Raw genomic sequence first — 14,932 nt, 5'->3', positions numbered from 1 at the left:
AACGCTAGTCAAAAACAGAGCCTGTGTTACAGATTGTGACACAGGCTTTTTCTTTGCACATGCACATATTAAGTATAAAAGCAATTTCATCTGCATAAGTACAAGTAAAACGTTGCCAATAAAGTATAGTAATTTTACCGAAAAGCATTAGTGACAGTTGCGAATATAAAGGGTATACTACTGCTTAGAGAGGTGCAAAGAATGGAATTTAATATTGGGCCCCGTATGGTAAAAACCGGTCTTGCGGTGGCTTTGACATTATTGATTACCGGTTTGACTGGATTAGAATTGGAACTTGTAGCTGCAATTGCAGCAGTATTGGCGATGCAGCCGTCCATTATGCGTTCGTTTAAATATATTAAAGAAGTAGTTATTTCAAACAGCGTTGGAGTGACGTTTGCTTTAGCTGGATTGTTGCTGCTTGGTAATCATCCGATATCTGTTGCAGCAGTAGTCATCATTTCGATTGCGATTAACATACGGCTTGGTTTGAATAAAACGGTTAGTTTAACAGTGCTTAGCATTGTAACGATTTTGCTGGTCAGTGATAATGGGATTAATTTCATTTATATTGCTGAACGTTTATCACTTGTTGCAATTGGTGTATTATCCGCATTTATCGTTAATGTGCTTGTATATCCGCCGGACCACCAGAAAATCTTATTTTCAATGATAAAAAATGCAAGTGAGAAAACGAATTTCCTTCTTCGTGTTATCCCGAATCAAACTATGAGCGTTCCGCAAATGAAGGATGAAGATAAAGAATTGGAAAAGATGATTCAGCGTACAAGGGATTATTATGAAATTATTTCAGATGAAAGAAATAGCTTATTTATAAGGCAGCGTCCAGACTTTTTAAGGACAATTATCTTGTATAAGCATATGATTAAAGTTTTACGGAAAAAGCATACATTGATCCAGCACTTAGAGAATAATTTTAAAAACATCGAAAATATCTCAAGTGGGAAATTTCATTTGATTAAAAAACTGGTTATTGAAATTAACACTTATAGCGAAAATGTTTTATTAATGTATGAAGATAAAATTATTTTGGATAAAGATCTGCAGAAAGAAACGAAAGTAGCAATGCAGGTTACGATTAATAATATCATTGATGCTCTCCAAGGATCCGACTTCGAAAAATGGACATATGTTTTTCCGATTGCAAATAGTATTATTGAATTATTTTACGAGCTTGATAAATTAGAGCGACTCGTTAGAATTAATGAGCATAGGAGAAATAAGGATTAAGCCTTATTGGTAAATGAAAAAATAAAAATGGAATTATAAAAGATGGTGACCAAAAATAAATAGGTCATCGTCTTTTTTTGTATAATAAAGCTTTTATAAAAATTTTCTCCATTGTCACTCGAAATGAAAAAAATACATTATTCAACTTCAGTTTTCGGAATGATTACCGATACTATAATGGGTACAATATTTTTATTGAAGGCGAGAGGGCATTGAATGAGAAAGATATTAAGAATGGACAGTTTAAAAAAGAAGCTATTAACCATATTTCTGTTATTAACGATTGTACCGGTATGGATTACCATAACGGCTATCTGGATAACAACGAACAGTGGGTTTAATAACTTGATAGAAGACCAGCAGCAGACGATGGAGCATATTATTCAATCGGAATTTGATAACGTTGCAGAAGAGCTACAAAATATAACAGAAATTTATTCACAAGACTTGGCATTCGTGCAAGCTTATAATCAGCGGGATCGTGAGACGTTACTAAATCTTGTGAATGGAATCTATTCACGACTATTTTCAGAGCATGGAATTGACAAAATTGAGTATGGTGATACAGATGGAATTGTTTTTCTCCGTGGCCATGATACAACCCAGTATGGGGACGACAAAAGTAATATGGAAGCAATTCAATATGCATTAGATGGTCAGTCGATATCTGGATTTGAATTCGGAAGATCCGGTCTTTCTGTAAGAGCCTTTGCACCAATTTATTACGAACAAGAGGTTATTGGAACGCTGCAGATGGGTGTAGATGATCATTTTTTAGAAGCATTACAAGAAAAATTGAAGGGCGTTACCATCAATTTGTACAATACGGAAGGTACAATTGTGGTATCCTCTGAAGAAGAAAATATTGAAAAAACGATGAACGATGCTTCTATTTTAGCTAATGTCATGAATGGCGAAAAGGTTTCACACCATGATGAGGAGACTTTGGATACCTATTTACCAATGCTAAGTCCAATAGGAAATGAAATAATTGGTGTCATTGGCATCGGACAAGACATATCTGCAATTGGTGCAACAAACAGTCAGCTTTTCTGGATTAGTGTAATTATGGTTATCGGCTTTATTATTATCGCTTTATTTGTATCAATACGCTTCAGCAAAACGATTGCGAATCCGATACGCACGATATCAGAGCTTATGCTAGAGCTATCGAAGGGGAATTTACGAATAGCGATTAAAGATAATCAGCAAAAAGATGAAGTTGGACAATTAACTCGTGCAATGCAAATCATGCGTAACAATTTGCATGATACTTTATCCAAGGTGGCAGAAGCATCTGAAAGTGTTTCAGCTAAAAGTGAAGAAATGACACAATCATCAATTGAGGTAAGAACTGGATCAGAGCAAATTGCAATGACGATGCAGGAGATGGCTGGAGGCACTGAAAAACAGGCAAATAGCGCAAGTGAAATTGCAGGTGCAATGGCCAGCTTTGCTTCCAGTATTCAAGAAACGAATCAACAAGGAGAACAAATTCGAGCTGTTTCCCTCGATATAATAAATATGACAGAGGAAGGCAAACAATTGATGGCATCTTCCGACTCTCAAATGATGAAAATTGATGCAATCGTGCAAGAAGCCACGACAAAAATGGCAATATTAGATAAGGCATCACAAGAAATCACTAAGCTTGTTGAAGTGGTTCAGGATATTGCCAATCAGACAAATTTACTTGCACTCAATGCTGCAATTGAAGCAGCAAGAGCAGGAGAGTCAGGAAAAGGGTTTGCGGTTGTAGCTGATGAAGTAAGAAAGCTGGCGGTACAAGTGTCAGAATCCGTATCCGATATAACAGGGTTTGCAGCAAACATTCAAAGCGAATCAAGCAATGTTGCAAAAGCGTTAACAATGGGATATAAAGAGGTTGAAGCTGGAACGGCACAAATTAAATCAACAGGGGAGACCTTCCATAAAATTAGTGCTTTTGTAACAGATATGGCTGGAAATATTCAGGCAACAGCAGAAAGCTTATCTTTAATAGTGGCAAGCAGTCAGGAAATGAATGCTTCAATCGAAGAAATTGCGTCCGTTTCAGAAGAAGCAGCTGCAGGAGTTGAAGAAGCTGCAGCAACCTCGGAGCAGTCAAGCAGCTCGATGGATGAAATTGCAGCAGGTTCATCACAGCTTGCTAAGCTAGCTGAGGAATTAAATGAACTTGTACAGAAATTTAAATTATAGTTTCGTGACTGAAGTGATTGATTTTCAATTCACAACTGCACAATAGACATGAATAATAATATAAAAGAGACTGAGACATAATTAAAGTGTTTTTGTATAAAAATACTTTTGTCTCAGTCTCTTGCTTTATTATAATAAAAAAGATATTAATCTTTTCAGTTCTGATCAATCCCTTATATAGAAGTGGATTGATTTTTCATTTTCCAATTTATCTTCTAACGTATATTATCTTCCCAAAATAAGCGTAATGAGACAACCACGCATCTCCATACACTATCCGTGAAGGAACTTCTGGGAATCACTCGTATCAATTAACACGCACAAGGAAAGACTAATGAAATACCATAAAGAAAGGAACTTACGCTATGAATCATTATTTAACACATACGGAATTAGAGAACTTACACTATTTGATAGGTGAACATAAAAAAATTGCCCATCAATTAGAAGTGCTTGCACAAAAATCAGAAGATCCGGAAACAAGATCAAAACTGATAATAGATGCACAATCGGCGAAGCTTGCACACGAACAATTGTTATTAACTCTTCGCTAAAGAATTCAGATATAGAGGACTGGAATCTTTTAATACTGCAGGAATTTAGATATGAGAATATGAAAGAAAACCTGTCTCAAATCACAAGACAGGTTTTCTAAATTAACGATCGTTGTTATGGTTTTTGTTACGGTTCTTATTATTGTTTTTGTTATCATTATTATTATCTAGATCTTCAAGAAACTCGTTAGCAAACTCAACGTTATTAACTTCCTGGTTATTGTTATTATTGTCGTTATTGTTGTTTCTGTTGCGGTCATTCTGTCTGTTATTCATGATATTCCTCCTAGATTTTGTTTGTAAAAACGAATCTTTACAGCAAAGAGCAGCTTTTACAATCCCTAGTGTGTACCAATTTTAGAAAAATACACTTGAAAATAAAAAATATTATTTTTTATCATGATTTGTTGGGTCGTCTGGTTTGTCCAATTCGGAACTGAACTCCGTTTGAAAATAGCGCTTTGGCAGGTAAACTACCTTATTCTGGGAGTTTTTAACATTTCTTAGCACTTCTCTTCTCATATATCGGTGAAAAAATACTTCTCCAGCAATGACAGCTGCAGCCGTAGTAAATGATGCTGATCCAATTGGAACAGCTGCGTTAAAGAGCATATTTCCAATAAAAAGCACAACTACCCATGCAAGAAAAAAATCACCTATTAATGCCGTGCTTTTTTCAATCAGAGGTAAAACCAGCACATCACCAAGAAAAGCAAGGCCAGTAAGAAGCACGCTTGTCGTGACAACTCCTGCAAAAGACACATTAAAAAAGAGTCCGAGCACAATGCTTACAATGACAGTTGTTAAAATAAACTTAATGATTAACGGTCCGATATATTTCATAGAATCCGCTTCCTCTCTTTAATAAACATACTTTCTATAGGTTATCCCATTTTTAAACATGTCATTCATTGGAAAATAAACAATTTGTTTCATAAAAAAGATCCCTTCAAATAAGAAGAGATCAATGTGTTTAATTTTCTTTTTTTAATGCCTGGCGAATATAGGAAAGAAATTCAGTTGCTTTTGCTTCAGGTGCTTTTGTAAGAAAACTAACCCCAACAAAAACAATTGTGGAAATTCCAATCCCCCAAAGTCCGGAAGCAAGTCCAAATGGTTTCAATTGGAAAAATTCGAGCAGAATAACGATAATCCCTGCAATTATTACACTGGATAAGACACCCGCAGCACTTCCTTTTTTCCAAAAGAAGGTTCCAATGATTGCTGGTACAGCTACGATTAATCCAGCAGAAGAAGCTACAGATAGAACTGCTATCAAATTCAGTTCCATTTCCGCGAACAAATATGCAAGTACAGCGATAATAGGAATAACAATTTTTCCAACTCGAAGCTGTAATTTGTCACTCGCATTCTGTTTAATATTTCCATATACATCCTTAGCAAAAAGGGAAGATAACGTTAATAAGATTGAATCAATAGTTGAAATAGCCGCTGCCATAATTCCGACCATTACGATAACTCCAAGGATAGGCGGTACTAAGTCCGATGAAAGCACTAAAGGTGTTGCAAGATCTGCGTTTTCTAAATTAGGAAACATAATAGCTGCAGAATATCCCCAGATAATTGCAACAATCGTATAAATAAAACCAAATACAAGAAAGCCCATCAGCATGTTTTTTAAGCTTTTTAAAGAGGATGGCATAAACAGTCGCTGGCTCACCTGCGGATTTGAAAGACTAAAGAAAAACCAAGGTATTGTTAGACCTAAAAATGTAAGAAAACTAAAGAATCCATTACCTGGGACCGTTAACAGTTCAGGCTGAACTGCTTCAATTTTTTCGAAAAATGTGCTAAACCCACCCAATCCATTAATGAGGATTAGGACAACAACTGTAGAGCCTATAATCATAAACAATGCTTGTAGTGAATCCGTCCATGCTACAGAACGTATTCCGGCAATATAAGTGAAAAGAAGTGCCAGGAGCGTCGCTATTAGAACACCAGTTGTATAAGGGAACGCGTTATTTGTAACACCCTGCAGCAAGTAACCTACGCCAGAAAGCTGTACAGCGCTGTATGGTATAAGAAACAAACAGTTTGTAACCGCAACAACGATTGCAACGTATTTATTGTCATAACGATCACCAAGCATCTCTGCTGGTGTCACATAGCCATATTTTTTCCCAACAACCCAAAACCTTGGACCAAAGAAGGCGACTAATGAGACGCCCATCAAGTAAATTAATTCAAAACCGAGCGCTCCGACACCGCCATTATAGGTTAGTCCGGCTAATCCAACGAGCATAAATGCACTGTATGTGGTAGCACTGTAGCTAAGTGCTGATACGAATCCGCCCATCTTTCGGTCGCCAAGGAAATAGCTCTCCATGTTATGCTGTTTGCCTGTTCTTGATAAGATTGCAATTACGAGTGCAAGTAAAACATAAATTGAAATAGTCCACCAAACAAGAGAAGTTGTCATTATTTTTTACCCCAATTCTTTGTCAAGAAATAATTGATGATAATTGTAATAAATGCTAAAACTAACCATATCAAGAAGCTTCCATACCATTTTGTAACATTTGTGAGTAAAGTATAAGGAAGGATAAATGCTAGTAAGATAATAAACAAAATAAGCAATGCCCATGTCAATTCATTCTTTTTCATCAAATACCTCCATTAAATATGTAATATACCTATTTTGTATCTTCTTTTTGATGTCATTCGTAAACTGCAATTTGTAATTATTACGACATGCGTAAAGATGTGAAAATATTCACATTAGGTCAAATGCATGATCATAAAATAGTTTTCCATGCTCATCATTTTTAAATTGCAATGTATAAGCAATATCATAGCAAATGGTTTTAATTTTTGCTATATTTATTTGCAAATTTTCAGGAATTTGATATGGAAGGGGAATAACCAGCAAACGCAGTTCTTTTAAAAGGCAGTTACGTTTGCTGGAAGCATGAGAAGACAATACTATGCCTATAATAAAAGTGGCAAGAGTATTCAGAGGTATTAAAAAAGCAGGTGCCATTTTATGACGCCTACGTTTTATTCTTTCCATTGCTGTTCAATTTGTGAAATTGCGATTTCCAAAATTTCTTCATCAGTCGTATCACTTGTCGTAATAACATTCGTGTTGTAGAGCTTCCCGTCATAGTCAACGGTTAGATTAACTTGAATCATACACAAGGCCTCCTGTCTAAAAAATGAGATTAGTGTCGAATTGACATAATATTATATCAATTGATTTTTATTATACGATAAGTTCATTTGTTTGTATAGATAATTGACCGCAATTTTACAAAAATTTAGCGTGAATTAATGATAACGTTTGCCAGTTTGAGTTTTTTAACAACAGTATGATATAAGAGGAAGGAGAGAACGAAGCTGCATATTAGAGATAGGGGTTTGTTAATTGGCTTGTGTAGAAGGGAGAGAATGTTATTCGTTTCATTACTATTATAGAGAGGAGTCAAAACTAAACATACATGGTATAAAAATATTTAGGAATCAGACAATAAAAGCTACCTTAAAAGTATTAGCACTTCTAAAGTAGCTTTTATCTTACATAGTTTGTTTCGTGTCTATAACTCCACCAGTTTCTACATCAACATAGAATTCATACTGTATATTTTCATCATCGATTGTACGTGTGATTCCGCCACGATAAGCATTGTAAAGTAAGCCGTTTCGCTCAACTTCCTCCGGCTTCATATAAATCCATGATCCACTAATCGGACCTTTTCGTTTAAACATTTCCTTTGCATGATTTAAGGCTTTTTCTGGAGTAATTTTTTGATACTGATTAATTTGTTCTCTTGCCAGATATCCAACTGCAAAACCGATTGCTGCGGCAAGGATTGCTTTTTTTCTGCTCAATACGTTCACCTCTTGAAAAAGATTATTGGACTATTTATGAAGTGCGTGTTGAACACCTCTATATAAGTGCAAGTATACAGGATTATCGAATAAAATGAAAACGATACTGCGTGATAAGTGGAAAGTTTTCGACGGTTTCAGTTATACTGAAATAGGATAATATAATTAGATGGTTAAAAATCGTTTATACCTATTTGGAGGGAATTAAGATGAAACAGGAAACACTTGAGCTATTTAAAAATCTCACAGAGCTGCAAGGTGCGCCGGGAAATGAGCATCTTGTCCGTTCGTTTATGAAAAAAGAATTAGAAAAATATGCAGATGAAATTATCCAGGATAATCTAGGTGGTGTTTTTGGGGTAAAGCATGGGGAAGGGCCACGCGTTATGGTTGCAGGGCATATGGATGAGGTTGGTTTTATGGTGACGCAAATTACAGACAATGGCATGCTTCGTTTTCAGCCGCTTGGAGGCTGGTGGAATCAAGTAATGCTTGCACAGCGTGTCCAAGTAATGACCGATAATGGTCCTGTAATTGGTGTGATCGGTTCAATCCCGCCACATCTTTTAACGGAAGCACAACGTAAAAAGCCGATGGAAATTAAAAATATGCTCATTGATATCGGTGCAGATGACCGAGAGGATGCAGAGAAGATTGGCGTACGTCCAGGGGATTCCATCGTACCAGTCACACCATTTGAACCGATGGCAAACAATAAAAAGATTCTTGCTAAAGCTTGGGACAATCGTTACGGATGTGGGCTTGCCATTGAATTAATGAAGGAATTACAACATGAAACATTGCCAAACCAATTGTTTTCAGGTGCAACTGTACAAGAAGAGGTTGGGTTACGCGGAGCGCAGGTAGCAGCGAATATGATTGGACCAGATATTTATTATGCTCTCGATGCTTCCCCAGCAAATGATGCTTCAGGTGACAAAAAAGCATTTGGCCAATTAGGCAAAGGCGCATTGCTTCGTATTTTTGACCGGACGATGATTACACATCGAGGCATTCGTGAATTTGTGCTTGATACGGCAGAATCGAATAACATCCCGTACCAATATTTCATTTCGCAAGGTGGAACTGATGCCGGACGTGTACATCTGTCTGGGGATGGGGTACCCTCGGCGGTTATTGGGATTTGTTCTCGCTACATTCATACTTCTGCATCCATCATTCATGTAGATGATTATGCAGCAGCGAAGGAATTGTTAGTGAAGCTAGTTAAAACGACAGATCAAAATATGCTTGATGAAATAAGAAAGGCGTAAAGGAGTTTTCGTGATTGTTGTACATACAAGCACGAGGTGAATAATAATGAATATTAAAATTGGTTCAAAAAATCCAACGAAAATTAATGCAGTGACCGAGGTTTTCCCTGATGCTTCGGTAACAGCCTTAAAGGCAAGCTCTGGTGTATCGGAACAGCCTTTTTCAGATGAAGAAACAATGATGGGAGCCGTAAATCGAGCAACCCAATGTGCAGAATCTGCAGAAGGAGTAATTGGAATTGGTCTAGAGGGTGGAGTCATGTATGTCAACGAGCAATTATATTTATGTAATTGGGGAGCGCTTGTAACGCCTGAGGGTCAAATATTTACAGCCAGTGGTGCACGGATTGCTTTACCGGAAGAGATTGAAGCTGGACTGCGTGATGGTCCAGAATTAGGTGATCTAATGGATCGCTATGCAGAAAAGCAAGCAGTGAGAACCAAAGAAGGTGCAATTGGAATCTTCACAAATGATTTTGTATCGCGACAGGAAATGTTCGCTCATGTTGTGAAGCTGCTACGTGGTCAGTGGGAATATTGGAGAGATAAAAAGTAACCGAAAGCAAGGAGCACTCCTTGCTTTCGGTTTTTTTCGTAGCATAGGAAACTATAAAATTTGTACGCTGTGGATAACTTAGTTACCTAAATGGTCATATCCAGCTCCTGCGCCTAGCGCCTAGCGAGACTTCCCTCACCTCATGACTTGATAAAGAAGACTTGTCGATTGGCTCTGCCAAAGGCTTAGTGTACTTATATATCCATATGGTGAAAACCAACATCGGCTCCGTCTAATCCATAAGTCGCTAACGGGACGCTTCCACTTTTGTTATCCTATTCATAAATATATGCCAATACCTCTAATGCTTGGTCAACCGTTTCTACAGTAACATTCGCTTTATTGGACAGTTCTTTCAATGGATGAATTAAGGATTCTGGACGGATAATAATAGTTGGTTTATTCTTTGCAATTGCAGCGCTTGCGTCCATTGCGGTGTTCCATTGTTTATATTGCTCGCCAAATAAGGCAATCACAACATCTGATTTTTGCATTAATACTTGAGTGCGGAAGTTATTTACACTGGAAGCTGCATCATCTTTATACAATTTTCCAGGCTGTTCTCCTAAAATATCCTCGCCAATATCGTCCGAACGATCATGGTTAGTTTGAGGTGCAACAAATTTTAATGGAAGATTTTTTTCTTTTGCTTTTTGCTGTACCTCATCACGCCAGTCTGTATGAATTTGTCCTGCTAAATATACAGTTAATTCCATTTATATTCCCTCCAATAGATTGATTCTACAATTAATACTAACGAATTTTAGACTGATTGCAAAGAAATAGGTGTCGATATATGATTTCTCAGATTGTATTTGAATCTTTTAAATATAGAATAGCCTAGTCAAGCAAAAAGTTAAAGTTGTTGCCAGACTTTCCCTCACATAACACGATAGGAATAGTGTTCTTTTTTTCTGTCAGCACCCAAGCCTAGTCAACAAGATAATAATATATTATGCGATCCAAGGAAATTTACGCTACCCTGGTTAGCGTCAACAACAAAATGGGAATTTCAGCATTTTTCTTAATAAGTCCTTAACTACTAAAAAAGACAATGATCTATGTCTAAATACTGTTTTGTAACATCCTATATAATCTTTTTTACTTATAGGAAAATAAAAGACCTTTATAGTATTAAAAAAATAAAGTGCTACTTTAGCAATAGGAATAGAAGAGTAAATAATAAAAACTACAGAAAAACACTTGATTTTTTATTTTTACAGGAATAACATATATCTTTAATTGATACTGATAATCATTTTCAATTGTGTTCGTATAACTATCTTACAAACTTTTGTATAGCTAATGACGCGTAGAATGTTACTTAAATAGTTCCGTACTTTGCGTTTTTAAAATTGATGAACAAAAAAATATATGTATTTTTTCTTAAAAAATGCAGGTGTAGTCCGAAATTACCAATTAATAAAAAATGAAGAAATAAAGTTGATTTTCTCATGAATAGCATATATGATTGGTGACAACATTGATAATGATAATCATTATCAATTGATATTTTACCCATAATTATCCATGGAAGGAATGGTGCTATGAAAGTGAGTGAAATCAAAGGGAAAATCGCTGTCGTTACTGGGGCAGCAGGGGGTATGGGACAAATCATCTCCGAGAAGCTTGCTGAGAATGGTGCAGTAATTGCGGCAATCGATACAGATAGTCACGTACTGAAAAAGTGCGTAAAAGAATGGCAGGATAAAGGCTATCAGGCTGCAGATTTTTCAATAGATATCAGTAATTTAGATGTTGTTGAGGAAGTTGTCGCTTCAATTGAATCCGATATCGGCCCTATCGAGATTCTAGTAAATGCAGCTGGTATGCTGCGATTAGGAGAGGTCGATGTGTTAGATAAAGAAGATTGGAATGCAAGTTTTGCTGTTAATGCTGCCGGTGTGTTTCACGTATCGAGCTCCGTTTCCAGACGGATGATACCTCGTAAAAGTGGAGCCATTATTACGGTAAGCTCTAATGCAGCCCATATGCCAAGAATGACAATGGCTGCGTATGGGGCTTCTAAAGCGGCAGCAACGATGTTTACAAAATGTATGGGACTGGAGCTTGCACGATATAACATTCGCTGTAATGTTATTTCTCCCGGATCTACGGAAACAAGCATGTTGAGAAGGCTTTGGAAAGATGAGCAAGGTGCCCAAAAAACGATAGAAGGAGAACCTGAGACATACCGAATTGGGATTCCTCTGGGTAAGCTAGGCAAACCAAAAGATATTGCTGAAACGGTACTATTTTTAGTTTCCGATCATGCATCCCATATAACCATGCACGATATGGTTATCGATGGAGGAGCGACTTTAGGCATATAACATGGAGGAGGTAATCATAAAGTGAGTAAAACAAGTGTTGCAAAACAAAAATCGATGCTAGATGAGTATGTAGCAGGAGATTTCTTCCTAGCATCGCCAAATCAAACGATGATAGGGAAAGGGATATTTTCCGTTATTGAGAAGGCAAAGGAAGCGGAGAACCAGCTTTTTAGTTTGCCATCACGTGTAGAGGCTGCCCTCTATCAGGCGAAGCAGGCTGGACACCCTTATCCTGTTGCTGTGGGAGCAGTACCTTTTGATTACTCGGAAGATTCGGAAATAATCATTCCTGAGAAAGTGGATGTTTCTGAGCCTTTAAATATAGACGAAGAACAGCAGGAATCTTTGTCCGACATGTATCCATATGAAATGCAGCCTATACCAGAACCAGAGGAATATATGAATGGTGTTAACCAGGGGTTGGAAAGGATCGCAACAGGACATATCGACAAGATTGTTGTTTCCAGGGCTTTGCATTTTAGCACAGGGGAGCAGGTTGATGTTAGCCAGCTTTTAAGAAATCTAGCGCTACATAATAAGCAAGGGTATACATTTGCAGTCGATTTAACGGATGAAAAACCGTCAGGCAAACAAAAGGAATCTAAAGGTAAACGTACACTGGTTGGTGCCAGCCCAGAACTGCTTGTATCCAAATGCGGACATACTGTATTTGCAAATCCCCTTGCAGGTTCCCGTCCTCGCAGTGATGATTTAATGGAAGATCAAAGGCGGGCTAAGGAGCTGCTGGATTCGGAAAAAGACTTATATGAGCATGCTGTCGTTGTTGACATGGTGAAGGAAGCACTGGCTCCTTTCTGTGAAACAATCGAAGTGCCAGAGTCACCGTCTTTAGTGAAGACAGAAGCAATGTGGCATCTTTCGACAGAGATACGTGGAACTTTAAAACAGCTAGAAACATCTTCGTTAGAGCTGGCTATTGCACTGCATCCGACACCAGCTGTTTGTGGTTATCCAACAGCATTAGCTCGTGAAGCTATCTATGAGATAGAGCCATTTGACCGAGGTCTCTTTACCGGAATGGTCGGTTGGTGTGATGAAAACGGGGATGGAGAATGGATTGTAACAATTCGCTGTGCTGAAGTAAAGGAACGTTCTATACGGCTGTTTGCTGGTGCGGGAGTGGTAGCTGGTTCAAAAGCAGAAGAAGAATTGAACGAGACTTCAGCTAAGTTCCGAACGATGCTCCAGGCAATTGGTATAAAAGACTGATAGAAGTTTTGCAGGAAACTATAAACGAATGAGCAGGGAGGAAACTATTTTGTTAGATGGATGTCAACCTTGGCCCCATGAAATTGCCGCATTTTACCGTGAAACAGGTTGCTGGCGGGGGGAAACATTTGGGCAGATATTGCGTGATAGAGCGGCTATGTATAGTGAGAAGATTGCTTTAACGTATGGTGAAGAGCATGTGAGCTATAAAACATTAGATGAGAGAGTAGATCAATTAGCTGCAGGTTTTCAGCGGATAGGATTAAAAAAAGAAGACCGTGTTGTCGTTCAATTACCAAATACAATTGCATTTTTTGAGGTTTGTTTTGCATTGTTCAGGCTGGGTGTATTACCAGTGTTTTCACTTCCGTCGCATCGATATAGTGAGATCCAATATTTCTGCGCATTTTCGGAAGCGAAGGCGTATATTATGCCAGATCATTTTAATGGCTATAACTATCTGGAAATGGCTCAGGAAGTACGTGAGAATACACCTTCCTTACAGCATGTTATTACACTTGGTGAATCAGAGGATTTTATGAAATTAACCGATTTATATATCGATGATAATTATATACAGCCTGAAGTATCACCTAGTGACTTTGCATTTCTACAGCTTTCAGGAGGAAGTACAGGACTTTCTAAACTGATACCGAGAACACATGACGAATATATTTACAGCTTACGCAGGAGCAATGAAATATGTGAGCTAAACGAGAAGAGCGTCTATTTGGCTGTTTTGCCGATTGCGCATAATTATCCGTTAAGTTCACCGGGAGTGCTTGGAGCACTTTATGCTGGAGCCAGGATTGTTCTTTCCTCTGGTCCGAGTCCGGATGAAGCCTTTCCACTGATTGAAAAGGAGAAAGTAAGTATTACAGCATTGGTGCCGCCACTAGCAATTATTTGGCTGGAAGCTGTCAAGACACGTTCATACGATTTCTCCAGTCTTCAGGTTATTCAAGTAGGTGGTGCACATTTCAGTTCAGAAACTGCTAGAAGGATACAGCCAGCATTTGATTGCAAATTGCAGCAGGTATACGGGATGGCTGAAGGTTTAGTGAATTATACCAGATTAGATGACCCAGATGAAATTGTCATCCATACCCAAGGGCGCCCGATGTCCTCTTACGATGAAATCCGGATTGTTGACGAAGAAGATCGTGAAGTAGCACAAGGAGAAGCCGGAGAATTGTTAACCCGTGGACCATATACAATTCGGGGATATTATAAAGCAGATCAACATAATGCAAAAGCATTTACTTCCGATGGATTTTACCGTACAGGGGATTTAGTGAGTTTAAATGAAGCAGGATATATCGTTATGGAAGGCCGTGTCAAAGATCAAATTAACCGTGGTGGTGAAAAAATAGCAGCAGAAGAAGTGGAAGATCATCTGATTGCACATCATCATGTATTAGATGTCGCGATTGTCTCCATGCCAGATAAATTTCTTGGTGAGCGGTCTTGTGCATTTATTATCCCTTTTAAGCAAACACCGTCTGCCGCTGAAATAAAGGCGTTTCTGCAAAAGACAGGGATTGCAACTTATAAAATTCCTGATCGAATCGAGATCGTTAATTCCTTTCCGCAAACACCTTTTGGGAAAGTCAGTAAAAAAGCTCTGCGCAAGATGATTACTGAAAAACTAGCAAATATATAAAATCAAAAATTATGAGAGGA

At 37.8% G+C, this 14,932-nt stretch carries 15 protein-coding genes; 8 read left to right on the top strand and 7 right to left on the bottom strand.

Going from position 1 to position 14,932, the window contains the following annotated elements:
• The first annotated feature begins 201 nt into the window (after window positions 1-201).
• The 3 genes from NSQ77_RS01585 to NSQ77_RS01575 all read left to right on the top strand — a co-directional run bounded on the left by NSQ77_RS01585 (window position 202) and on the right by NSQ77_RS01575 (window position 4,004).
• A complete protein-coding gene (locus NSQ77_RS01585; RefSeq protein WP_339228459.1) occupies window positions 202-1,251 on the top strand; it encodes an aromatic acid exporter family protein in 1,050 nt (349 codons plus the stop codon).
• A gap of 216 nt (window positions 1,252-1,467) precedes the next feature.
• Complete coding sequence (locus NSQ77_RS01580) at window positions 1,468-3,450, top strand: methyl-accepting chemotaxis protein (protein ID WP_339228458.1); 1,983 nt, start codon at window positions 1,468-1,470, stop codon at window positions 3,448-3,450.
• A 365-nt stretch (window positions 3,451-3,815) separates the two neighbouring features.
• Window positions 3,816-4,004, top strand: coding sequence for a hypothetical protein (locus tag NSQ77_RS01575; protein ID WP_339228457.1), 189 nt, complete (start codon window positions 3,816-3,818; stop codon window positions 4,002-4,004).
• Between the two features lie 387 nt (window positions 4,005-4,391).
• Here NSQ77_RS01575 and NSQ77_RS01570 read toward each other — a convergent pair whose 3' ends face one another.
• The 6 genes from NSQ77_RS01570 to NSQ77_RS01545 all read right to left on the bottom strand — a co-directional run bounded on the left by NSQ77_RS01570 (window position 4,392) and on the right by NSQ77_RS01545 (window position 7,856).
• Entirely contained in the window at window positions 4,392-4,847 is a 456-nt protein-coding gene (locus tag NSQ77_RS01570; protein ID WP_339228456.1) for a YndM family protein, read from the bottom strand.
• 130 nt (window positions 4,848-4,977) lie between these two features.
• The gene (locus NSQ77_RS01565) at window positions 4,978-6,447 is read right to left on the bottom strand and encodes a sodium:solute symporter family protein (RefSeq protein WP_339228455.1); all 1,470 of its coding nucleotides are present in this window, start codon (window positions 6,445-6,447) and stop codon (window positions 4,978-4,980) included.
• On the bottom strand, window positions 6,447-6,632 hold the full coding sequence (locus NSQ77_RS01560) for a hypothetical protein (protein ID WP_339228454.1): 186 nt from the start codon (window positions 6,630-6,632) through the stop codon (window positions 6,447-6,449). The genes NSQ77_RS01565 and NSQ77_RS01560 overlap by 1 nt, the downstream gene beginning before the upstream one ends.
• Window positions 6,633-6,741: 109 nt before the next feature.
• Window positions 6,742-7,008, bottom strand: a complete 267-nt coding sequence (locus tag NSQ77_RS01555; protein ID WP_339228453.1) for a hypothetical protein — start codon at window positions 7,006-7,008, stop codon at window positions 6,742-6,744.
• A gap of 17 nt (window positions 7,009-7,025) precedes the next feature.
• Window positions 7,026-7,160 (bottom strand): BA3454 family stress response protein, encoded by a 135-nt coding sequence (locus NSQ77_RS01550; RefSeq protein WP_339228452.1) that lies wholly within the window; start codon window positions 7,158-7,160, stop codon window positions 7,026-7,028.
• 381 nt (window positions 7,161-7,541) lie between these two features.
• Entirely contained in the window at window positions 7,542-7,856 is a 315-nt protein-coding gene (locus NSQ77_RS01545) for a PepSY domain-containing protein (protein ID WP_339228451.1), read from the bottom strand.
• A 209-nt stretch (window positions 7,857-8,065) separates the two neighbouring features.
• Here NSQ77_RS01545 and NSQ77_RS01540 point away from each other — a divergent pair, with 209 nt between their 5' ends.
• On the top strand, window positions 8,066-9,130 hold the full coding sequence (locus NSQ77_RS01540) for a M42 family metallopeptidase (RefSeq protein WP_339228450.1): 1,065 nt from the start codon (window positions 8,066-8,068) through the stop codon (window positions 9,128-9,130).
• A gap of 46 nt (window positions 9,131-9,176) precedes the next feature.
• Window positions 9,177-9,686 carry a DUF84 family protein gene (locus NSQ77_RS01535; protein WP_339228449.1) on the top strand — a complete coding sequence of 170 codons (510 nt, stop codon included), beginning with the start codon at window positions 9,177-9,179 and terminating at the stop codon, window positions 9,684-9,686.
• Between the two features lie 275 nt (window positions 9,687-9,961).
• Here the strand turns inward: NSQ77_RS01535 and NSQ77_RS01530 are convergent, their stop codons facing one another.
• A complete protein-coding gene (locus NSQ77_RS01530; RefSeq protein WP_339228448.1) occupies window positions 9,962-10,402 on the bottom strand; it encodes a YtoQ family protein in 441 nt (146 codons plus the stop codon).
• A gap of 831 nt (window positions 10,403-11,233) precedes the next feature.
• Between NSQ77_RS01530 and NSQ77_RS01525 the strand changes: the two genes are divergently transcribed.
• From NSQ77_RS01525 to NSQ77_RS01515, 3 genes are read left to right on the top strand one after another with little or no spacing between them, the layout of a single operon-like run.
• On the top strand, window positions 11,234-12,019 hold the full coding sequence (locus NSQ77_RS01525) for a 2,3-dihydro-2,3-dihydroxybenzoate dehydrogenase (protein ID WP_339228447.1): 786 nt from the start codon (window positions 11,234-11,236) through the stop codon (window positions 12,017-12,019).
• A 21-nt stretch (window positions 12,020-12,040) separates the two neighbouring features.
• On the top strand, window positions 12,041-13,249 hold the full coding sequence (gene dhbC, locus NSQ77_RS01520) for an isochorismate synthase DhbC (RefSeq protein WP_339228446.1): 1,209 nt from the start codon (window positions 12,041-12,043) through the stop codon (window positions 13,247-13,249).
• Window positions 13,250-13,298: 49 nt separating this feature from the next.
• Window positions 13,299-14,912, top strand: coding sequence for a (2,3-dihydroxybenzoyl)adenylate synthase (locus NSQ77_RS01515; protein ID WP_339228445.1), 1,614 nt, complete (start codon window positions 13,299-13,301; stop codon window positions 14,910-14,912).
• Window positions 14,913-14,932: the final 20 nt, after the last annotated feature.

Source organism: Oceanobacillus sp. FSL K6-2867, assembly GCF_037963145.1.
Taxonomy (GTDB): domain Bacteria; phylum Bacillota; class Bacilli; order Bacillales; family Amphibacillaceae; genus Oceanobacillus.
This window is presented reverse-complemented; position numbering and strand designations above follow the sequence as displayed.

Bases quoted from the DNA above. Each gene is read 5' to 3' on its own strand.
- NSQ77_RS01535 (WP_339228449.1), top strand. From the start codon at position 9,177: ATGAATATTAAAATTGGTTCAAAAAATCCAACGAAAATTAATGCAGTG.
- NSQ77_RS01530 (WP_339228448.1), bottom strand. From the start codon at position 10,402: ATGGAATTAACTGTATATTTAGCAGGACAAATTCATACAGACTGGCGT.
- NSQ77_RS01550 (WP_339228452.1), bottom strand. From the start codon at position 7,160: ATGATTCAAGTTAATCTAACCGTTGACTATGACGGGAAGCTCTACAAC.
- NSQ77_RS01540 (WP_339228450.1), top strand. From the start codon at position 8,066: ATGAAACAGGAAACACTTGAGCTATTTAAAAATCTCACAGAGCTGCAA.
- NSQ77_RS01555 (WP_339228453.1), bottom strand. From the start codon at position 7,008: ATGGCACCTGCTTTTTTAATACCTCTGAATACTCTTGCCACTTTTATT.
- NSQ77_RS01570 (WP_339228456.1), bottom strand. From the start codon at position 4,847: ATGAAATATATCGGACCGTTAATCATTAAGTTTATTTTAACAACTGTC.
- NSQ77_RS01580 (WP_339228458.1), top strand. From the start codon at position 1,468: ATGAGAAAGATATTAAGAATGGACAGTTTAAAAAAGAAGCTATTAACC.
- NSQ77_RS01565 (WP_339228455.1), bottom strand. From the start codon at position 6,447: ATGACAACTTCTCTTGTTTGGTGGACTATTTCAATTTATGTTTTACTT.
- NSQ77_RS01585 (WP_339228459.1), top strand. From the start codon at position 202: ATGGAATTTAATATTGGGCCCCGTATGGTAAAAACCGGTCTTGCGGTG.
- NSQ77_RS01575 (WP_339228457.1), top strand. From the start codon at position 3,816: ATGAATCATTATTTAACACATACGGAATTAGAGAACTTACACTATTTG.
- NSQ77_RS01560 (WP_339228454.1), bottom strand. From the start codon at position 6,632: ATGAAAAAGAATGAATTGACATGGGCATTGCTTATTTTGTTTATTATC.
- NSQ77_RS01525 (WP_339228447.1), top strand. From the start codon at position 11,234: ATGAAAGTGAGTGAAATCAAAGGGAAAATCGCTGTCGTTACTGGGGCA.